15 protein-coding genes and 1 pseudogene are annotated in these 19987 nt (G+C 71.2%); 6 read left to right on the top strand and 10 right to left on the bottom strand.

Going from position 1 to position 19987, the window contains the following annotated elements; all coding sequences use genetic code 11:
• Nucleotides 1–252 precede the first annotated feature (252 nt).
• Entirely contained in the window at nt 253–843 is a 591-nt protein-coding gene (locus ACFYOH_RS19565) for a hypothetical protein (protein ID WP_388627074.1), read from the top strand.
• Nucleotides 840–1181, top strand: coding sequence for a VOC family protein (locus ACFYOH_RS19560; protein ID WP_388627072.1), 342 nt, complete (start codon nt 840–842; stop codon nt 1179–1181). Before ACFYOH_RS19565 ends, ACFYOH_RS19560 begins: the two co-directional genes overlap by 4 nt.
• A gap of 53 nt (nt 1182–1234) precedes the next feature.
• On the opposite strand, the gene ACFYOH_RS19555 is transcribed toward ACFYOH_RS19560, so the two are convergent.
• Together ACFYOH_RS19555 and ACFYOH_RS19550 are read right to left on the bottom strand one after the other, a co-directional pair.
• Nucleotides 1235–2593: an MFS transporter gene (locus tag ACFYOH_RS19555; RefSeq protein WP_388627070.1), complete on the bottom strand. Its 1359-nt coding sequence runs from the start codon at nt 2591–2593 to the stop codon at nt 1235–1237.
• Between the two features lie 197 nt (nt 2594–2790).
• Nucleotides 2791–3456: a TetR/AcrR family transcriptional regulator gene (locus ACFYOH_RS19550; protein ID WP_388627069.1), complete on the bottom strand. Its 666-nt coding sequence runs from the start codon at nt 3454–3456 to the stop codon at nt 2791–2793.
• Between the two features lie 164 nt (nt 3457–3620).
• Between ACFYOH_RS19550 and ACFYOH_RS19545 the strand changes: the two genes are divergently transcribed.
• The 3 genes and pseudogenes from ACFYOH_RS19545 to ACFYOH_RS19535 all read left to right on the top strand — a co-directional run bounded on the left by ACFYOH_RS19545 (nt 3621) and on the right by ACFYOH_RS19535 (nt 8408).
• On the top strand, nt 3621–4514 hold the full coding sequence (locus ACFYOH_RS19545; protein WP_388627067.1) for a shikimate dehydrogenase: 894 nt from the start codon (nt 3621–3623) through the stop codon (nt 4512–4514).
• A gap of 14 nt (nt 4515–4528) precedes the next feature.
• Nucleotides 4529–6315, top strand: a pseudogene (locus ACFYOH_RS19540) (TIM barrel protein).
• Between the two features lie 170 nt (nt 6316–6485).
• The gene (locus ACFYOH_RS19535) at nt 6486–8408 is read left to right on the top strand and encodes a glycosyltransferase family 39 protein (RefSeq protein ID WP_388627066.1); all 1923 of its coding nucleotides are present in this window, start codon (nt 6486–6488) and stop codon (nt 8406–8408) included.
• A 39-nt stretch (nt 8409–8447) separates the two neighbouring features.
• On the opposite strand, the gene ACFYOH_RS19530 is transcribed toward ACFYOH_RS19535, so the two are convergent.
• From ACFYOH_RS19530 to tkt, 7 genes are read right to left on the bottom strand one after another with little or no spacing between them, the layout of a single operon-like run.
• The gene (locus ACFYOH_RS19530) at nt 8448–9035 is read right to left on the bottom strand and encodes a histidine phosphatase family protein (protein ID WP_388627064.1); all 588 of its coding nucleotides are present in this window, start codon (nt 9033–9035) and stop codon (nt 8448–8450) included.
• Between the two features lie 5 nt (nt 9036–9040).
• Complete coding sequence (gene gnd, locus ACFYOH_RS19525) at nt 9041–9919, bottom strand: phosphogluconate dehydrogenase (NAD(+)-dependent, decarboxylating) (protein WP_388627063.1); 879 nt, start codon at nt 9917–9919, stop codon at nt 9041–9043.
• A gap of 1 nt (nt 9920) precedes the next feature.
• The gene (gene pgi, locus ACFYOH_RS19520; RefSeq protein WP_388627061.1) at nt 9921–11582 is read right to left on the bottom strand and encodes a glucose-6-phosphate isomerase; all 1662 of its coding nucleotides are present in this window, start codon (nt 11580–11582) and stop codon (nt 9921–9923) included.
• Between the two features lies 1 nt (nt 11583).
• Complete coding sequence (opcA, locus tag ACFYOH_RS19515) at nt 11584–12510, bottom strand: glucose-6-phosphate dehydrogenase assembly protein OpcA (protein ID WP_388627060.1); 927 nt, start codon at nt 12508–12510, stop codon at nt 11584–11586.
• Nucleotides 12507–14114, bottom strand: a complete 1608-nt coding sequence (gene zwf, locus ACFYOH_RS19510) for a glucose-6-phosphate dehydrogenase (protein WP_388627058.1) — start codon at nt 14112–14114, stop codon at nt 12507–12509. Before zwf ends, opcA begins: the two co-directional genes overlap by 4 nt.
• Complete coding sequence (gene tal, locus ACFYOH_RS19505) at nt 14111–15256, bottom strand: transaldolase (RefSeq protein ID WP_388627057.1); 1146 nt, start codon at nt 15254–15256, stop codon at nt 14111–14113. The genes zwf and tal overlap by 4 nt, the downstream gene beginning before the upstream one ends.
• Before the next feature lie 30 nt (nt 15257–15286).
• Complete coding sequence (gene tkt, locus ACFYOH_RS19500; RefSeq protein ID WP_388627055.1) at nt 15287–17362, bottom strand: transketolase; 2076 nt, start codon at nt 17360–17362, stop codon at nt 15287–15289.
• A 146-nt stretch (nt 17363–17508) separates the two neighbouring features.
• Here tkt and ACFYOH_RS19495 point away from each other — a divergent pair, with 146 nt between their 5' ends.
• Nucleotides 17509–18399 (top strand): helix-turn-helix domain-containing protein, encoded by an 891-nt coding sequence (locus ACFYOH_RS19495; protein WP_388627053.1) that lies wholly within the window; start codon nt 17509–17511, stop codon nt 18397–18399.
• Nucleotides 18400–18489: 90 nt separating this feature from the next.
• Here the strand turns inward: ACFYOH_RS19495 and ACFYOH_RS19490 are convergent, their stop codons facing one another.
• Nucleotides 18490–19890 (bottom strand): glycoside hydrolase family 16 protein, encoded by a 1401-nt coding sequence (locus tag ACFYOH_RS19490; protein WP_388627052.1) that lies wholly within the window; start codon nt 19888–19890, stop codon nt 18490–18492.
• Nucleotides 19891–19987 lie beyond the last annotated feature (97 nt).

Genomic DNA, 19987 nt, shown 5'->3' with positions numbered 1-19987 from the left:
CCGGGCGCTGCGCCAGTTGGGGCCGTGCGGTCGGTGTGGCGGGGCGGCAGCGGCATCGGTGTGTGGGTGCAGCCGGTGCGGCTGGAGCATTCGGCGTGACGGACGCCGACGAAACTTGATGACCTGCGGTGACGGCATGGATCGGTGCGTCCAGATCCCGGGATTCCCGGTGGGTCTTCCCGCCGAACGAGCTTGGAGGAGCAGAGTGCTGTCCCACGGGAGGCTGTCAGTGCTCCTTCATAGGATCACGGCATGTCTGATGCCTTCACTGTCTTGTGGACCCATGACACGTGCCGTGCCCTGCGTAAAGCGGGTCGCGTGGGAGAGCGGCCGCCGGTCGCCTTCAGCGGCGTCCATTCCTCGCTGCCCGCCTGGTCGGGGGCCCGAGCCGGGGACGTGGTGTACGCACTGCACGTCAACCGGCGCGTCGTGCACGTCGTGAGCCGGATGCGGGTGATCGACATGGAGCGGCGCGACTGCTGCGGCACGGCCCCCGGGACGTGGCAGGACCCAGCGTTTCCCGGGCACAGCGCCTGGTCGATGCTCGGTGCCGGCGGCTGCGGTGCTACGGCAGTGCACGTGGACGCGACGCCCATACGCTTCGACATGCCGATACCTGGCGATCTTTTGATGAGGCTCACCTGGCGTAATCGCCGAGGCCAGACCCGCGGTCCGAAGTACGTGGTCGACGGCCGGCTCGAGCGCTCGGTCAGCCTCCAGGGCTTCTACCGGCTGACCACCGAGTCGGCCGACGAGTTGGCAGAGCTTGTCGGCGACAACGGCGGTTCGCGGGTCGCCCGGTGCTTGTCCGGCCCTCCTCGGCGCACTACCCTCCGCCCGTGATCAACGGTGCACATGTGGTGCTCTACAGCCGGGACGCGGAGGCGGACCGGGTCTTCCTGCGCGACACCCTCGGGTGGGCGCACGTCGACGCGGGCCACGGATGGCTGATCTTCCGGGCGCCGCCCACCGAGGTGGCCTGTCACCCCACCGACGGCGAGCCCGCGCACGAGCTGATGCTGATGTGCGACGACCTCGATGAAACGCAGCGTGAACTCGCCGAGCGGGGAGTGGAGTTCACCCGGCCGGTGGAGGAGGCCCGCTGGGGCCGGGTGACCGCCCTGCGCCTGCCGGGCGGCGGCGAACTCGCCCTGTACGAGCCGCGCCACCCGACCCCCTGAGCGGACGGTCCCCGGCCGTGGACGCACCGGGCGCACCTCGGACCGGGCCGGTCTCAGGCAGTCACCCGTTCCGCCCGCTGCGCCTCCCGGCCCGGGCGTTCGCCGAGCAGTTCCGTCGGGACCCTGTGCGTCTCGCGGGCGGTGAGTGCGGCCAGGGCCGGCGGGAGGCACAGCGCGGCCGTGAACAGGGCCACCGCCGACCAGTCGTCGCCGCCCGGACCGGCGATCTCGGCGGCGAAGGTGACCGCGAACCCGGCGACCGCGAAGCCGATCTGCGTGCCGATGGCCATGCCCGACAGCCGTACCCGGGTCGCGAACATCTCGCCGTAGAAGGCGGGCCACACACCGTTCGCGGCGCTGTAGACGAGACCGAAGGCGACGATCCCGAGGAGCAGGGTCAGCGGGCGGGAGCCCGTGGAGATCGCCCACAGATAGCCGGCCATCGCGGCCGCGCTGCCCACCGCGCCGATCAGGAACACCGGCCGGCGCCCGATCCGGTCCGACAGCGTGGCCCACAGCGGGATCGCGGCCAGCGCGAAGAGGTTGGCCAGGGCGCCCACCCACAGCATGAACGTGCGGGACATGCCGACCGCGTCACTGGTGGCGTACGCCAGCGCCCACACCGTGAAGATCGTGCTGACCGAGGCGATGAGCGCGCCCGCGATCACTCGGAGCACATCCGCCCAGTGCTCGCGCATCAGCACCGCGAGCGGCAGCCGGACCACGCCCTCCGTCGCCGCCTGCCGGGTGAAGGCCGGGGTCTCGCGCAGCCGGCGCCGGACGACGTAACCGGCGACGGCGACCGCCACGCTCAGCCAGAACGGCACCCGCCAGCCCCAGGAGAGCAACTGGTCCTCGGGAAGCCTGGAGACGGGGATGAAGACCAGCGTGGCGATGAGCTGACCGCCCTGGGTGCCGCTGAGCGTGAAGCTGGTGAAGAACCCGCGCCGGCCCGGAGGCGCGTGCTCCAGGCTCATCGAACTCGCGCTCGCCTGCTCTCCGGCCGCCGATATGCCCTGCAGCACGCGGCAGAGCACGAGCAGCACCGGGGCGAGCGAGCCGGCCTGGGCGCGGGTGGGCAGACAGCCGATCAGGAAGGTTGACAGGCCCATCAGGATCAGTGTGAAGACCATGATCTTCTTGCGGCCGAGCCGGTCGCCGACGTGCCCGAGGACCAGTGCGCCGAGCGGCCGGGCGGCGTAGGCGACGCCGAAGGTGGCGAGCGACAGCAGGGTCGCCGTCGCCGGGTCGGAGGAGTCGAAGAACACCTTCGGGAAGATCAGTGCTGCGGCGCTGCCGTACACGAAGAAGTCGTAGTACTCCAGCGCGCTGCCGATCCAGGCGGCCGTCGCCGCCTTCCAGGGCTGGCCCGGTGGGGCCTCGGCGGCGGGTGCGGGGGTGGGGACGGACACGGCGGTGCTCCTTCGGGGAAACTCCACCCTAGGGAAGGGCGGGGTGAGCGACGAGGGGAGGGAGCGGGCGAGTGCCGGATCTCGGCTGCTAATTAACCCACTGGATAGTTAGTCGTGGTGGGTGGGATGTTGCGCCCGTGTTTCCCCGCTGTCAAGAGTCCCGGGGGCAGTCCGTACGGCGACGCGCGCCCGCCGGGTCAGCCGGCCGCGCGCTCCGCCGTCAGGTAGGCGATCACCATGTCGCCGAGCATGGTCCGGTAGCGCTCCCGCTGGGCCGGGTCCACCAGGTCCCGGCCGAACAGGGCGCCGAAGGTGTGCCGGTTGGCGACCCGGAAGAAGCAGAAAGAGCTGATCATCGCGTGCAGGTCGACCGCGTCCACGTCGGCCGTGAACAGCCCCGACTCCTGCCCCGCGGTGAGGATCCGGCGGATCACCTCCAGGGCCGGGGAACCGATCCGCCCGAGCTTCGCGGAGGCCGCGATGTGCTCGGCGCCGTGGATGTTCTCGATGCTGACCAGGCGGATGAAGTCCGGGTGCCGCTCATGGTGGTCGAAGGTCAGCTCGGCCAGGCGGCGGATCGCGGCGACGGGGTCCAGATGCTCGACGTCCAGCTGCTGCTCGGCCTCGCGGATCACCCCGTACGCCCGCTCCAGCACGGCCGTGAACAGCTGTTCCTTGCCGCCGAAGTAGTAGTAGATCATCCGCTTGGTGGTGCGGGTGCGGGCCGCTATCTCGTCGACCCGGGCCCCGTCGTAGCCGGCCCGCGCGAACTCCTGCGTGGCCACATCCAGGATCTCGGCCTGGGTGCGGGCCGCGTCGCGCACCCGTCCCCCGGGTCGTACGGGTTCTTCGACGCTGGTCATCGCTGTCCTTCGGGCCGGTGTACGCCTGGGCGGCACGCTCGCTGTGCGTGCCGGTGATTGTAGAAGCAGGACCCCCGACCGTCGCCGAGGTCTTCCTCACGACATCCGCGACTGATATAGCTAACGTACTAGTTCGTACATTAACGCCGCCTTGGGAGGCCCGCATGGCCAAGGACTCGTATCTCGTCGGGCTGATCGGGGCCGGGATCGGCCCCTCCCTCAGCCCCGCCCTGCACCAGCGGGAGGCGGACCGGCAGGGCCTGCGCTACCTCTACCGGATCCTCGACATCGACGTCCTCGGCCGCGCGCCGGAGGCGGTCGGCGATCTGGTCCGCGCCGCCCGCGATCTCGGCTACGACGGGCTGAACATCACCCACCCCTGCAAGCAGCTGGTCATGGACCACCTCGACGCGCTCGATGCGCGGGCCGAGGCGCTCGGCGCGGTCAACACCGTGGTCTTCGAGAACGGCCGGGCCGTGGGCCACAACACCGACGTGACCGGTTTCGCCGCCTCCTTCGCGCGCGGCCTGCCGGACGCCCCGCTGGAGCGGGTCGTCCAGCTCGGCGCGGGCGGCGCGGGCGCGGCCGTCGCGCATGCCGTGCTCACCCTGGGCGCCGGGCGGGTCACCGTCGTCGATGCGCTGCCCGAGCGAGCGGCCGCGCTCGCCGACTCCTTGGTCCGGCACTTCGGCCCGGGGCGGGCGGGCGCGGCGACCGTCGATCGGCTTCCGGCGCTGCTCGGCGAGGCCGACGGCTGTGGGGGGCTCGTTCACGCCACACCCACCGGCATGGCCGCGCATCCCGGGCTGCCCCTGTCCGCCGAGCTGCTGCATCCCGGTCTGTGGGTGGCGGAGGTCGTCTACCGGCCGCTTCGGACGGAGTTGCTGCGGGTCGCCCACTCGCGGGGCTGCGCCGTTCTGCCCGGAGGAGGGATGGCCGTGTTCCAGGCCGCCGACGCGTTCCGGCTGTTCACGGGGAGAGAGCCGGACAGCGGGCGGATGCTGGCCGACTTCGCGGAGCTGGTGGGCGTCGAGCGCTCGGGGAGTGCTGTCGGATGACGACGAACACGGGCATGCACACCTCCATCGCCACCGTTTCCCTGAGCGGTACCCTCACCGAGAAGCTCGCCGCCGCCGCGCGTGCCGGGTTCGGCGGGGTGGAGATCTTCGAGAACGATCTCCTCGCCTGCCCGCTCGCCCCGAGGAGATCCGAGCGCGCTGTGCCGACCACGGGTTGAGCATCGATCTGTATCAGCCGATGCGGGACATCGAGGGCGTGCCCGACGAGGTCTTCGTACGCAATCTGCGGCGCGCCCGGCACAAGTTCCAGCTGATGAACCGGCTCGGCGCCGACACCGTGCTCGTGTGCTCCAGTGTGTCGCCGGACGCCATGGACGACGACGCACGAGCGGCCGGTCAACTCGCTCGACTGGCAGCGCTGGCAGAGGAGTTCGGGATACGGGTGGCGTACGAGGCGCTGGCCTGGGGGCGGCATGTGAACACCTACGAGCACGCGTGGCGGATCATCGAGGCCGCCGACCACCCGGCGCTCGGCGTCTGTCTGGACAGCTTCCACATCCTCTCCCGCGGCTCCGACCCCAAGGGCATCGAGGGCATCCCCGGCGAGAAGATCTTCTTCCTGCAGCTCGCCGACGCCCCGCTGCTCGCGATGGACGTCCTGCAGTGGAGCCGCCACTACCGCTGCTTCCCCGGCCAGGGCGGCTTCGACGTCGCCGGGCTGCTGCGCCACGTGCTCGCCGCCGGATACCGCGGGCCGCTGTCCCTGGAGGTCTTCAACGACGTCTTCCGGCAGGCCGACGCCGGCCCCACCGCCGTCGACGCCCACCGCTCCCTGCTGCTTCTGCGGGAGGCCGTCGGCGCCGCCGAGCTGCCGCCGCCCGGCGTGCCCACCGGCGTGGCCTTCGCCGAACTCCTCACCGCGGACGCCGAACCCGTCACCGCGCTGCTGACCGCGCTCGGCTTCACCCGCACCGCCCGCCATCGCGGTAAGCCCGTCGACCTGTGGCAGCGCGGCGAGGCCCGCGTCCTGGTCAACACCGCCGCCACCGCCCGCCGCGATGGCACCAGGCTGGCCGCGATCGGCCTGGAGTCCCCGGACCCCGCCGCTGCCGCCCGCCGCGCCGAGGCGCTCCTCGCCCCCGTCCTGCCCCGCCACCGCCCGCCCGGGGACGTCCCGCTCGACGCCGTCGCGGCCCCCGACGGCACGGAACTGTTCTTCTGCGCCACCGGCGACCCCGAACTCCCCGACTGGCGGGCCGACTTCGCCGACCTGGCGGACAGCCCGGCGCTCTCCGCGACCCGCATCGACCATCTCGCCCTCACCCAGCCCTGGCACCACTTCGACGAGGCCACGCTCTTCCACCGCAGCGTGCTCGGCCTCACCGCCCAGGAGAGCGTCGACGTCGCCGACCCCTACGGGCTGATGCGCAGCCGCGCCGTCACCGACGCCGACGGCAGGGTCCGTATCGCCCTCGGCGTCGGCGCGGCACCCACCGACGACACCGTGCACGCGGCGCACATCGCGCTGGCCACCGACGACGTGGTGGCCGCGGCCCGCGCCTTCCGCGCCGCGGGCGGCCGGCTGCTGCCGGTGCCGGCCAACTACCACGACGACCTCGCCGCCCGGTACGACCTCGCCGACGACGAGCTGGAGACCTACCGGGAGCTCGGCATCCTCTACGACCGGGACGCGGGCGGCGCCTTCCGGCACTGCTACACCGAGACCGTCGGCCGGGTCTTCTTCGAACTCGTCCAACGCGATGACGGCTACCGTGGTTACGGCGCCGTGAACGCCCCGGTCCGTCTGACGGCCCAACACGCCGGACGATTCTTGCGCTGATCCGACCAGGCTCTTACCAGGTCCCCGGCAGGGGTGAGAGGCCGGTGAGACCTCCATGGGGTTCAACTCCGCTTCAGGTTCCGTACATGTCCGGGCGCGGATACTCCGCAAGATCCGGTATGCGCGCTGCGCCCGGATCACTCCGTTTCCGGGAGCCTGAAAGGCCGTCCATGCTGAGCACCCCCACCGAGTCGGCGGTCCGTGACGACGGACCGACGTCCGTCGCTCCGCCCCGCCCGCGCGCCAGCCGGTACGAGCGTCCCGCGCTGCTCGCCATAGCCGCGCTCGCCGCCCTGCTGTCCCTGTGGGGCCTGAACCACAGCTCGTACCACGGTTTCTACGCCGCCGCGGTGCGCAGCATGACGGACAACCCGGTCGCGTTCTTCTACGGCTCCTTCGACCCGGGCAACACCCTCACCATCGACAAGCTGCCCGGCTTCCTGTGGCCGCAGGCCCTGTCGGCGCTGGTTCTCGGTTTCCACCCGTGGGCGCTGGTACTGCCGCAGGCGCTCGAAGGGGTGGCCTCGGTGGTTCTGCTCCACGTGCTGGTGCGCCGCTGGGCGGGCGTGCCGGCCGGGCTGCTGGCGGCCGCCTTCCTCGTCCTCACACCGGTGATCGTCGGCCTCGGACGCTCCGTCACCGAGGACGCGCCGTTCGTCCTGTTGCTGATGCTGGCCGCCGAAGCCGCCTGGCGGGCGACCGAGCGGGGCCGGATGGGCCCGCTGCTGCTGGCCGGCTTCTGGGTCGGCGTGGCCTTCCAGTGCAAGATGCTGGAGGCCTGGGCGGTGCTGCCCGCACTCACCGCCCTCTACCTGGTCGCCGCTCCGGTGAGCCTGCGCCGCCGGCTGCGCGACCTCGCTGCGGCCACCGCGGTGATGCTCGCCGTGTCGCTGTCGTGGATGCTGGTGGCCGCCCTCACCCCGAGCTCCGACCGCCCGTGGCTCGACGGCACCACCGACAACTCGCCCTTCGGCCTGGTCGTCGGCTACAACTTCCTGACCCGCTTCCACGGGGTCGGCATCGACGCGGCCAGCACCGGCAGTGTCGCGCCCAATGCGAGTCTGCGGGCGGCCGGGACGGGCCCCGGCATGGGCGACAGCGTCTGGAAGATGTTCAGCCCCGGGCTCGCCACCCAGACGGGCTGGCTCTACCCGCTGGCGGCACTCGGACTCGTGGGCGGCGCGCTGGCCCTGTGGCGGCGACGTGCGCCCCGTACCGACCGCGTGCTCGCGGGCCAGGTGCTGTGGGGGGTCTGGCTGGCCACGTTCTTCCTCGTCTTCAGCTTCGGCAGCGTGACCGGGCACACCTACTACATGGGGGTGGTCGCGGTGCCCCTCGCCGCGTTCTCCGCCGCCGGTGTCGTACGGGCCTGGCGGGCGGGACTGCGGGGCGGCCGACGGGCCTGGGTGCTGCCGGCGGCGCTGGCCGGGAACGCCGCCTGGTGCGTGGCGCTGACCCTGTGGTACCCGCACTTCCTCCCGTGGTCGGCTCCGACCGCGACCGCCCTCGCCGTCGTCGCGCTGGTGCTGACGGCGCTGCGCCGCCGTCCGCGTGCCGTCAGCTCCGGCCTGGCCCTGGGCCTGGCCGCGGCCCTGCTCGTGCCCGCCGCCTGGTCGGCGTCGGCGATGTCGTTGCGCTACAACCAGCCCGGTTCCCTCGCCCGCGTCGGCCCCACCAACCACCGGCAGGGCAACCCGCTCGCGAAGCTCACCCCCGCCCAGCGGCAGCTGCTGGCCTACCTCACCGCGCACCGGGCCGGCGCCGAGTACCTGGCCGCAGTCCCCGGCTGGTGGGCGGCCGCGCCCTATGTCATCTCGGCCAACGCGCGCATCCTGCCGATGGGCGGCTTCACCGGAAGGGTCCCGTCCCCCTCGGCCGCCCGCTTCCACCAGCTGATCGACTCCGGCCGGCTGCGTTACCTCCTGCTGCCCGGCAGCGACGCCAGGGCCGCCCGCCGGCACCGGCCGAGCACCCTCGTCGGCCGGCTGGAGCGATGGACCGTGGGGCACTGCACCCACGTCCCGGCCGCCGCGTACGGCTCCCTGGACGCGACGCATCTCCTCTACGACTGCGGCCCGGCCCACCAGAGGTGAACCGGGCCGCGGACGACGGGACGTGCGGACGAAGAGCCGTTACGGCCGTCTGTTCCACTCGGCGATCACGGGCCGCCCGTGCTCGGTGGACAGCCGGCTGACCGTGCCGGTGGCCAGCTGGAACAGCCGGCCCTCGGCGGGCGGCAGGCCCAGCCGGCGGGCGGTGAGCACCCGCAGGAAGTGGGCGTGGGCGACGAGGACCACGTCCCCCTCCGCCAGGGCCGGGGACAGCCGGGCCAGCACCCGGTCGGCGCGTGCGCCGACCTGCTCGGGCGACTCGCCCGGGTGCCCCTCGGGGCCCGGCGGCACACCGTCGGTCCACAGGTCCCAGTCGGGGCGCGTCCGGTGGATGTCGACGGTGGTGACACCCTCGTAGCCGCCGTAGTCCCACTCGTGCAGACCGGGGTCGGGCACGACCCCGGTCAGGCCCGCGAGTTCGGCGGTGCGCAGCGCGCGGTCCAGCGGGCTGGCGAGCGCCAGGGCGTAGGTCCGGCCGGTGAGGAGCGGGGCGAGGGACTTGGCCTGTCGCTCGCCGTCCTCGGTCAGGGGCAGGTCGGTCCAGCTGGTGTGCTGTCCCGACCGGCTCCACTCCGTCTCACCGTGGCGGACCAGCAGGAGGTCCCCCACGGCGGTCAGTCCTTCTTCTCGACCGCGTGGCCGCCGAACTGGTTGCGCAGCGCCGCGATCATCTTCATCTGCGGCGAGTCGTCCTGCCGGGAGGCGAACCGGGCGAACAGGGAGGCGGTGATCGCGGGCAGCGGTACGGCGTTGTCGATGGCCGCCTCGACGGTCCAGCGGCCCTCGCCGGAGTCCTCCGCGTAGCCGCGCAGCTTCTCCAGGTGCTCGTCCTCGTCCAGGGCGTTGACCGCGAGGTCCAGCAGCCAGGAACGGATGACGGTGCCCTCCTGCCAGGAGCGGAAGACCTCGCGCACGTTCTCCACCGAGTGCACCTTCTCCAGCAGCTCCCAGCCCTCGGCGTAGGCCTGCATCATGGCGTACTCGATGCCGTTGTGGACCATCTTGGAGAAGTGCCCGGCGCCGACCCGGCCCGCGTGGACATAGCCGTACGGGCCCTCCGGCTTGAGCGCCTCGAAGATCGGCTCCAGCGGCTCCACGTGCTGCTTGTCGCCGCCGACCATGAGCGCGTAGCCGTTCTCCAGGCCCCACACACCGCCGGAGACACCGGCGTCGACGAAGCCGATGCCCTTGATGCCGAGGGCGGCGGCGTGCTTCTCGTCGTCCGTCCAGCGGGAGTTGCCGCCGTCGATCACCGTGTCGCCGGGCTCCAGCAGGTCGCCGAGCTCGTCGATGACGGTCTGCGTGGCGGTGCCGGCCGGGACCATCACCCACACATGGCGGGGCGCGTCCAGCTTCTCGACCAGTTCGGCGAGGGACTTGACGTCGGAGACCTCGGGATTGCGGTCGTAGCCGATGACGGTGTGGCCGGCGCGGCGGATCCGCTGGCGCATGTTGCCACCCATCTTGCCGAGACCGATGAGACCGAGCTGCATATCAGTTCACTTCCGATGCGTTCTTGAGCGTGCGGTAGGCGGCGACGAGGGCCTTGGTGGACGGGTCGAGACCGGGGACGTCGGCGCCCTCGGTGAGGGCGGGCTCGACGCGCTTGGCGAGGACCTTGCCCAGCTCCACGCCCCACTGGTCGAAGGAGTCGATGTTCCACACCGCGCCCTGCACGAACACCTTGTGCTCGTAGAGGGCGATCAGCTGGCCGAGCACGGACGGGGTCAGCGAGCCTGCGAGGATCGTGGTGGTGGGGTGGTCGCCGCGGAAGGTGCGGTGCGTGACCTGCTCGTCCGGCACGCCCTCCGCGCGGACCTCCTCGGCACTCTTGCCGAAGGCCAGCGCCTGGGTCTGGGCGAAGAAGTTGGCCATCAACAGGTCGTGCTGGGCCTTGAGTTCACCGCTCAGCTCGTCGACCGGCCGGGCGAAGCCGATGAAGTCCGCCGGGATCAGCTTGGTGCCCTGGTGGATCAACTGGTAGTAGGCGTGCTGCCCGTTGGTGCCCGGCGTGCCCCACACCACCGGCCCGGTCTGCCACTCCACCGGCCGGCCGTCCCGCTGCACCGACTTGCCGTTGGACTCCATGTCCAGCTGCTGGAGGTAGGCGGTGAACTTCGACAGGTAGTGGCTGTACGGCAGGACGGCGTGCGACTGGGCGTCGTAGAAGTTGCCGTACCAGATGCCCAGCAGACCCAGGATCAGCGGGGCGTTGGCCTCGGCGGGTGCGGTGCGGAAATGGTCGTCGACCAGCCGGAAGCCGTCGAGCATCTCGCGGAACCGGTCGGGTCCGATCGCGATCATCAGGGACAGGCCGATCGCCGAGTCGTACGAGTAGCGGCCGCCGACCCAGTCCCAGAACTCGAACATGTTGTCCGGGTCGATGCCGAACTCGGTGACCTTCTCGGCGTTCGTGGACAGCGCCACGAAGTGCCGGGCGACGGCCTTCTCGTCGCCGTCGAAGGCGTTCAGCAGCCAGGAGCGCGCCGAGGTGGCGTTGGTGATCGTCTCGATCGTGGTGAACGTCTTGGACGCGACGATGAACAGGGTCTCCGCCGGGTCCAGGTCTCGGGTGGCCTCGTGCAGGTCGGCGCCGTCGACGTTCGAGACGAACCGGAACGTCAACTCCCGTGCGGTGTACGGGCGCAGCACTTCGTACGCCATCGCCGGGCCGAGGTCGGAGCCGCCGATGCCGATGTTGACGACGTTCCTGATGCGCCTGCCGGTGTGGCCGGTCCACTCGCCGGAGCGGACCTTGGCGGCGAAGCCGGCCATCTTGTCGAGGACGGCGTGCACCTTCGGGACGACGTTCTCGCCGTCGACCTCGATCGCCGCGTCCCGCGGGGCGCGCAGCGCGGTGTGCAGGACGGCCCGGTTCTCGGTGACGTTGATCTTCTCGCCGCGGAACATGGCGTCCCGCAGCGTGAACACACCGGTGGCGGTGGCGAGTTCCTGGAGGAGGGCCAGGGTCTCGTCGGTGATCAGGTGCTTGCTGTAGTCGATGTACAGGTCGCCGACCCGTACGACGTACCGCTCGGCGCGGCCGGGGTCCGCCGCGAACAGCTCGCGCAGGTGCGGCTGCCCCTCGGCGCGGTGGTCGGCCAGGGCCGTCCACTCGGGCCGGTTGCTGAGCTTCGGAAACTCGGACTCTGCCATCTCAGGCGTTCTCCTTGGCGGCCTCGCCCTTGAGGGCGATGGCGTACATCTCGTCGGCGTCGAGGCGGCGCAGTTCCTCGGCGATGAGTTCGGAGGTGGGGCGGACCTTCAGGGCCAGGGTGCGCGGCGGCTGGCCGGGCAGGGACAGCGTGGCGAGGGGGCCCTCGGGGCGGTCGATGCGGATCTCGCCGTTCTGGGTGCCCAGCCGTACGGCGGTGACGACCGGTCCGGCGGTGACCACGCGGTCCACGGACACCTGTAGGCGGGCCTCCAGCCAGCGGGCCAGCAGCTCGGCGCTGGGGTTGTTGGCCTCCGCCTCGACGGCCGCCGACGTGATCCGCGCGCGGGCCTGGTCCAGGGCGGCGGCCAGCATCGACCGCCAAAGGGTGAGGCGGGTCCAGGCGAGGTCGGTGTCGCCGGGGGCGTAGTTGCGGGCGCGGGTGTCCAGGACCTCCATCGGCCGCTCGAACGCGTACAGGTCGGTGATCCGGCGCTGCGCGAGCGCACCGAGCGGGTCCTCGGACGGGGCGTCGGGGGCGTCCACCGGCCACCACACGACGACGGGCGCGTCCGGCAGCAGCAGCGGCAGCACGACCGAGTCGGCGTGGTCGGACACCTCGCCGTAGGTGCGCAGCACGACCGTCTCACCGGTGCCGGCCTCGGAGCCGACCCGGACCTCGGCGTCCAGCCGCGAGTGGGTGCGGTCGCGCAGGGTGCGGACATGCCGCTTGATGACGACCAGGGTCCGCATGGGGTGCTCGTGCGAGGCGTCCTCCGCGGCCTTGATCGAGTCGTAGGCGTTCTCCTCGTCCGTGACGATGACCATCGTCAGGACCATGCCCACGGCCGGGGTGCCGATGGCGCGGCGGCCTTGCACCAGCGCCTTGTTGATCTTGCTTGCCGTGGTGTCGGTCAGGTCGATCTTCATGGCCTGCGCCAGCTCCGTCCGTCTCGTGCGAGCATCTCGTCCGCTTCCCTCGGTCCCCAGCTGCCCGACGCGTACTGCGCCGGCCGCCCGTGTGCCGCCCAGTACTCCTCGATCGGGTCGAGGATCTTCCAGGACTCTTCCACTTCCTGGTGACGGGGGAACAAATTCGCGTCGCCGAGCAGCACGTCCAGGATGAGCCGCTCGTACGCCTCCGGGCTGGACTCGGTGAACGACTCGCCGTAGGCGAAGTCCATCGACACGTCCCGGATCTCCATCGAGGTGCCCGGCACCTTGGAGCCGAACCGCACGGTCATGCCCTCGTCGGGCTGGACGCGGATGACGATCGCGTTCTGCCCGAGCTCCTCGGTGGCGGTGGAGTCGAAGGGGGAGTGCGGGGCCCGCTTGAAGACCACCGCGATCTCGGTGACCCGGCGGCCCAGCCGCTTGCCGGTGCGCAGGTAGAAGGGGACGCCCGCCCAGCGGCGGTTGTCGATGCCCAGCTTGATCGCGGCGAAGGTGTCGGTCTTCGACTGCGGGTCGATGCCCTCCTCCTCGAGGTAGCCGACGACCTTCTCGCCGCCCTGCCAGCCGCCCGCGTACTGTGCCCGCACGGTGTGCCCGCCGAGGTCCTCGGGCAGCCGCACCGACTTCAGCACCTTCAGCTTCTCGGTGAGCAGCGCCTCCGCGTCGAACGCGATCGGCTCCTCCATGGCGGTCAGCGCCATCAGCTGCAGCAGGTGGTTCTGGATGACGTCACGGGCGGCGCCGATGCCGTCGTAGTAGCCGGCCCGGCCGCCGATGCCGATGTCCTCGGCCATCGTGATCTGCACGTGGTCGACGTAGCTGCGGTTCCAGATCGGCTCGTACATCTGGTTGGCGAAGCGCAGCGCCAGGATGTTCTGGACGGTCTCCTTGCCGAGGTAGTGGTCGATGCGGAACACCTGGTCCGGCTCGAACACATCGTGCACGATCGCGTTCAGCTCGCGGGCGCTGGCCAGGTCGTGGCCGAACGGCTTCTCGATGACCGCGCGCCGCCAGGAACCCTTGGTCGGGTTCGCCAGGCCGTGCTTCTTCAGCTGCTGCACGACCTTCGGGAAGAACTTCGGCGGCACCGAGAGGTAGAACGCGAAGTTGCCGCCGGTGCCGCGGGAGGCGTCCAGCTCCTCCACGGCGTCCTTCAGCTGCTTGAAGGCGGTGTCGTCGTCGAAGTCGCCGGGGATGAACCGCATGCCCTCGGCGAGCTGCTGCCACACCTCCTCGCGGAACGGGGTGCGGGCGTGCTCCTTCACGGCGTCGTGCACGAGCTGCGCGAAGTCCTGGTCCTCCCACTCCCGGCGGGCGAACCCGACGAGTGAGAAGCCCGGCGGCAGCAGACCGCGGTTGGCGAGGTCGTACACGGCCGGCATCAGCTTCTTGCGGGACAGGTCACCGGTCACCCCGAAGATGACCAGCCCGGACGGGCCGGCGATGCGGGGGAGCCGGCGGTCGCGGGCGTCCCGCAGCGGGTTCTCCCAGTCGGCGGCCGGAGCCACCGGGACCTGCACCGCCTCGGGTGCGGGCGCCTGCGCTGCGGGCGCCTCGGCGGCGGGGGCTTTCTCGGTCATCGGGCGTCAACTCCCTTGCTGTTCAGGGACGTCGCCACGGCGTCCAGCAGTTCCTGCCAGGCCGCCTCGAACTTGGCGACGCCCTCGTCCTCCAGCTGCTGGACGACCTCGTCGTAGGAGATGCCGAGCCGCTCCACGGCGGCCAGGTCGGCGTGGGCCTGTGCGTAGCCGCCGGTCACCGTGTCGCCGGTGATCTCGCCGTGGCCGGCGACGGCGTTCAAGGTGGCCTCCGGCATGGTGTTGACCGTGCCCGGCGCGACCAGCTCGTCCACGTACAGGGTGTCCTTGTAGGCGGGGTCCTTCACACCCGTGGAGGCCCACAGCGGACGCTGCCTGTTGGCCCTGTCCCCGGCGAGCGCGACCCAGCGGGCGGAGGCGAAGACCTCCTCGTACGCCTCGTAGGCCAGCCGGGCGTTGGCCAGGGCCGCGCGTCCCTTGAGGGCGAGGGCGTCGTCGGTGCCGAGGGCGGTCAGCCGCTTGTCGATCTCGGTGTCCACACGGGAGACGAAGAAGGACGCCACCGAGTGGATCGTGGCCAGCTCGATGCCGCGCTCGCGGGCCTTCTCCAGGCCGGCCAGATAGGCGGCCATGACCTCGCGGTAGCGCTCAAGGGAGAAGATCAGCGTCACGTTGACGCTGATGCCGAGCCCGATGACCTCGGTGATGGCCGGCAGGCCCGCCCTGGTCGCCGGGATCTTGATCATCACGTTGGGGCGGTCGACCAGCCAGAAGAGCTGCTTGGCCTCGGCGACGGTCGCCGCCGTGTCGTGCGCCAGGCGCGGGTCGACCTCGATGGAGACCCGGCCGTCCCGGCCGCCGGAGGCGTCGTACACGTCACGCAGGATGTCGGCGGCGTCGCGCACGTCGGCGGTCGTCATCATCCGCACCGCCTCGTCCACCGTCACACCGCGTACGGCGAGGTCGGTGAGCTGCTCCTCGTAGCCCTCGCCGGAGCCGATGGCGGCCTGGAAGATCGAGGGGTTCGTCGTGACACCGACGGCGCTGCCGCTCGCCACCAGCTCGGCGAGGCTGCCCGAGGTGATCCGCTTCCGCGACAGGTCGTCGAGCCAGATCGACACGCCCTCCTCGGCGAGGCGCTTGAGGGCTCCCGGGGTCGCGATTGCTTCGGTCACAGTGATCATTCTTCTTTCGGGTCGTATCGGGCGTCGGTGTCAGGCGCGCGCGGCGGCGAGCGACTCGCGGGCCGCCGCGGCGACGTTCTCAGGGGTGAAGCCGAACTCGGTGAACAGGGTCTTCGCGTCCGCGGAGGCGCCGAAGTGCTCGAGGGAGACGATCCGTCCCGCGTCGCCCACGTACCGGTACCAGGTCAGACCGATCCCGGCCTCCACGGCGACCCGGGCCTTGACGGCCGGCGGCAGCACCCGCTCGCGGTAGGCGCGCGGCTGCTCCTCGAACCACTCCACGGACGGCATCGACACCACGCGCGTGCCGATGCCCTCGGCCTCCAGCTGCTCACGCGCGGTCACGGCCAGCTGCACCTCGGAGCCCGTCGCGATGATGATCACCTCCGGGACCTGCGTCGAGGACTCGCGCAGCACATAGCCGCCCTTGGCCGCGTCCTCGTTCGGCGCGTACACCGGCACGCCCTGGCGGGTGAGCGCGAGCCCGTGCGGGGCGGGGTTCACGGCGTGCCTCTTCAGGATCTCGGCCCAGGCCACCGCGGTCTCGTTGGCGTCGGCCGGGCGGACGACGTTCAGGCCCGGGATGGCGCGCAGCGAGGCCAGGTGCTCGACCGGCTGGTGGGTGGGGCCGTCCTCGCCGAGGCCGATGGAGTCGTGCGTCCACACGTACGTCACCGGCAGCTGCATCAGCGCCGACATGCGCACGGCGTTGCGCATGTAGTCGGAGAACACCAGGAAGGTGCCGCCGTAGATCCGGGTGTTGCCGTGCAGGGCGATGCCGTTCATTTCCGCGGCCATGGAGAACTCGCGGATGCCGAAGTGGACGGTACGGCCGTACGGGTCGGCCTCGGGCAGCGGGTTGCCCTTCGGCAGGAAGGAGCTGGTCTTGTCGATGGTGGTGTTGTTGGAGCCGGCGAGGTCGGCGGAGCCGCCCCACAGCTCGGGGATCACCGGGCCGAGCGCCTGCAGCACCTTGCCGGAGGCGGCGCGGGTGGCGACGGACTTGCCCTCCTCGAAGACCGGGATGCTCTGCTCCCAGCCGTCGGGCAGCTCGCCCTTGGCGATCCGGTCGAAGAGGGCCGCCCGCTCCGGCTGGGCCGCACGCCACTCGGCGATCCGCTTGTCCCAGGCCGCGTGCGCCTCGGCGCCGCGGTCCAGGGCCCGCCGGGTGTGCTTCAGGACCTCGTCCTCGACCTGGAAGGTCTGCTCCGGGTCGAAGCCGAGCACGCGCTTGGTGGCGGCGATCTCCTCCTCGCCGAGCGCGGAGCCGTGGGAGGCCTCGGTGTTCTGCGCGGTCGGGGCGGGCCAGGCGATGATCGTGCGCATCGCGATGATCGAGGGCCGCTCGGTCTCGGCCTGCGCGGCCTTCAGCGCCGCGTACAGGGCGGGAACGTCGATGTCGCCGTCGGCGGTGGGCGCGACGCGCTGGGTGTGCCAGCCGTAGGCCTCGTACCGCCCCAGCACGTCCTCGGAGAAGGCGGTCGCGGTGTCGCCCTCGATGGAGATGTGGTTGTCGTCGTAGAGGAAGACCAGGTTGCCGAGCTTCTGGTGGCCGGCGAACGAGGATGCCTCGGCGGAGACGCCCTCCTCCAGGTCGCCGTCGGAGACGATCGCCCAGATGGTGTGGTCGAAGGGGGAGGTGCCCGCGGGGGCGTCCGCGTCGAACAGGCCGCGCTCGTAGCGGGCCGCCATCGCCATGCCGACCGCGTTGGCGACGCCCTGGCCGAGCGGGCCGGTGGTGGTCTCGACGCCGGCGGTGTGGCCGTACTCGGGGTGACCGGGGGTCTTGGAGCCGTGCGTGCGGAACGCCTTCAGGTCGTCCAGCTCCAGCTCGTACCCGGAGAGGAACAGCTGGGTGTACAGGGTCAGCGAGGTGTGCCCGGGGGACAGGACGAAACGATCCCGGCCGGTCCACTCGGGGTCGGCGGGATCGTGACGCATCACCTTCTGAAAGATCGTGTACGCGGCAGGTGCCAGGCTCATCGCCGTGCCCGGGTGCCCGTTCCCCACCTTCTGCACCGCATCGGCCGCCAGCAGACGGGCGGTGTCCACCGCACGCCGGTCGAGGTCGGTCCACTCGAAGCCGTCGGAAGTCTGCGTGGTCATCTTCAAGAAGTCCTCGTTCAGTGCGGGATTGCTGACCTGACGCGTTCAAACTTAAAAGTATGACTTTTTCGAGGAAAGGTCGGGGTGTGTCAGCCTGTGGTGAATCTGGGACAGTGATCGCGCGACAGGGACGGCACGAAAAGGACATGGCTGACAGAAGATCCCAAGCCGACGGCGACGGCATCAGAACTTTCCCTTTCCCGGCCGAACTGGCCGTGGGCGGCGTCGGCATGCAGGTCGGCCCCATGGGCACCGACCGCACCTGGCACGCCGACGCCCCCCTGCACCGCGTCCACCGCATCGACTTCCACGTCATCATGCTGTTCACCGCCGGCCCCGTACGGCACATGATCGACTTCGCCGAGTACGAGGCCGGCGCCGGCGACCTGCTGTGGATCCGCCCCGGACAGGTCCACCGCCTCTCCCGCGACGCCGTGTACCGCGGAACCGTCCTGACCATGCAGCCCGGCTTCCTGCCGCGCGCCATCGTCGAGTCCACCGGCCTGTACCGCTACGACCTGCCGCCGCTGCTGCACCCGGACCCGGACCGGCTCGCCGCGCTCCAGGCGTCCCTCGACCAGCTGCGCCGCGAGTACGAGGACACCGCGACGCTCCCGCTGAGCCTGCACACGGCCGTCCTCCGCCACACCCTCACCGCGTTCCTGCTGCGCCTCGCGCACCTCGCGGCCAGCTCCGCCGAGGCCGACCGGCAGCACACGGACAGCACCTTCACCCGCTTCCGGGACGCCGTGGAGCAGGGCTTCGCCACCAATCACAGCGTCAGTGCCTACGCCGACGCCCTCGGCTACTCCCGCCGCACCCTGGTCCGCGCCGTCCGCGCCGCCACCGGTGAGACGCCCAAGGGCTTCATCGACAAACGCGTCGTCCTGGAGGCCAAGCGCCTCCTCGCCCACACCGACCTGCCGATCGGCCGCGTCGGGGCGGCCGTGGGCTTCCCCGACGCGGCGAACTTCACCAAGTTCTTCCATCTGCACACCGGGCAGACGCCGGTCGCGTTCCGGGCGGAACTGCGGTGACGCACGAGTCGTCCGCGAGCTGACCGCCCCCCTACATGACGAGGCGGGGGTTGACCCATGGATGCGGGCCAACCCCCTGTCGTCGGCTGATCAGTGCCCGAAGTCGAACCAGTTGACGTTGACGAAGTCGGACGGCTGGCCGCTGGTGAAGGTCAGATAGACATCGTGCGTTCCGGTCACCGAGCTGATGTTGGCCGGAACCGTCCTCCACGTCTGCCAGCCCCCGGTGTTGCCGACGGCGAAGCTGCCGATGGGCGGATTGCCGCGGCTGTCCAGGCGCACCTCGACCAGTCCGCTGACGCCGTCGGCCGCGCCGCTCGCCACCCGGGCGTAGAACTGGGTGGCCGCCGTGGAGCCGAAGTTCACGCCCTTGTACAGCGCCCAGTCGCCGTTCGCGATCCAGCCGATGTCCTGGCCGCCGCCGGTGTCGGTCGTGGTCTCGGTGCTGATGCCGGACTGGCTGTCGTAGGACTCGGCCTGGACGGCGCTGTAGGCGTCGCGGTTGCCGGGCGGCGGGGGAGTGGTGCCGCCGCCGCTGCCCGAGGACTGCAGGACCTGCACGTAGTCGACGACCATCGGGTGGCCCGGCTCCGTGGCGCCGGTCGGGCCGCCGCCGAAGGCCCCGGGGAAGCCGCCGCCCATCGCCACGTTCAGGATGACGAAGAAGCCGTGGTTCGTGGCGTTGGCCCAGGTGGTCGCGTCCATCTGGTTCGCCGTGACCGTCTGGTAGTTGACGCCGTCGACGTAGAAGCGGATCGCCTCCGGGCTCACCGAGCGGTCCCACTCCATGGTGTAGGTGTGGAAGCCCGACTGGCAGGTGGTGTTGGGGCACGCCGTCGAGTTGCCGAGGCCCGTGGTCTCGTTGCAGGGGCCGCCCGGGTTGGTGCCGCAGTGCATGGTGGCCCAGGTCTTGTTCAGGCCCTGGACGTTCTCCATGACGTCCAGCTCGCCGACGCTCGGCCAGTTCTGGTAGTTGCCGCGGTAGGGCGCGCCCAGCATCCAGAAGGCGGGCCAGTAGCCTGCGGCCGCGTCCCCGGTCACATTGGGCATCTGGATGCGGGCCTCCACGCGCAGCTTGCCGCCGGCCGGGGGCTGGAAGTCGGTCCGGGTGGTCTCGATCCGGCCGGAGGTCCAGTTGCCGGAGGCGTCGCGGCGCGGGGTGATGAGCAGGTCGCCGTTGCCGTCCAGTGCCACGTTGTTCGCGCTGGAGGTCATCGTCTCGACCTCGCCGGTGCCCCAGTTCGCGGCACCGCCCGGGTACGAAGTCCCGGTGTCGTACTGCCAGTTGGCCGTGTTGACACCGGAGCCCGCCGCGCCGTTGAAGTCGTCCGCGAAGACCTGGGTCCAGCCGGAGGGCGGGCTGGGGGCGGTGGCGCCGGCGGGGGCGGTGGCGGCCGTGGCGACCGCCACCGCCAGGCCGAGCGTGGCGACGGCTGCGACCAGCGCACGCCGCAGGGGGCGGGGTCTGGGTATGCCGGAGGAATCGCTCATGGGGGCCTCTCGGTAGGTACGGGGAGTGTGCGAGGTGTCGTGAGAGCGCTCCCATACTGAAGCCTGAGAGCGCTCTCAAGGTGTCGCCAATGTGCTC

Origin of the sequence: Streptomyces sp. NPDC007856, assembly GCF_042868225.1 — a bacterium.
In the GTDB taxonomy this organism is placed as follows: domain Bacteria; phylum Actinomycetota; class Actinomycetes; order Streptomycetales; family Streptomycetaceae; genus Streptomyces.
This window is presented reverse-complemented; position numbering and strand designations above follow the sequence as displayed.

Bases quoted from the DNA above. Each gene is read 5' to 3' on its own strand.
- zwf (WP_388627058.1), bottom strand. From the start codon at position 14,114: ATGACCGAGAAAGCCCCCGCCGCCGAGGCGCCCGCAGCGCAGGCGCCC.
- ACFYOH_RS19565 (WP_388627074.1), top strand. From the start codon at position 253: ATGTCTGATGCCTTCACTGTCTTGTGGACCCATGACACGTGCCGTGCC.
- opcA (WP_388627060.1), bottom strand. From the start codon at position 12,510: ATGAAGATCGACCTGACCGACACCACGGCAAGCAAGATCAACAAGGCG.
- tkt (WP_388627055.1), bottom strand. From the start codon at position 17,362: ATGACCACGCAGACTTCCGACGGCTTCGAGTGGACCGACCTCGACCGG.
- ACFYOH_RS19545 (WP_388627067.1), top strand. From the start codon at position 3,621: ATGGCCAAGGACTCGTATCTCGTCGGGCTGATCGGGGCCGGGATCGGC.
- tal (WP_388627057.1), bottom strand. From the start codon at position 15,256: ATGATCACTGTGACCGAAGCAATCGCGACCCCGGGAGCCCTCAAGCGC.
- ACFYOH_RS19495 (WP_388627053.1), top strand. From the start codon at position 17,509: ATGGCTGACAGAAGATCCCAAGCCGACGGCGACGGCATCAGAACTTTC.
- pgi (WP_388627061.1), bottom strand. From the start codon at position 11,582: ATGGCAGAGTCCGAGTTTCCGAAGCTCAGCAACCGGCCCGAGTGGACG.
- ACFYOH_RS19535 (WP_388627066.1), top strand. From the start codon at position 6,486: ATGCTGAGCACCCCCACCGAGTCGGCGGTCCGTGACGACGGACCGACG.
- ACFYOH_RS19550 (WP_388627069.1), bottom strand. From the start codon at position 3,456: ATGACCAGCGTCGAAGAACCCGTACGACCCGGGGGACGGGTGCGCGAC.
- ACFYOH_RS19490 (WP_388627052.1), bottom strand. From the start codon at position 19,890: ATGAGCGATTCCTCCGGCATACCCAGACCCCGCCCCCTGCGGCGTGCG.
- gnd (WP_388627063.1), bottom strand. From the start codon at position 9,919: ATGCAGCTCGGTCTCATCGGTCTCGGCAAGATGGGTGGCAACATGCGC.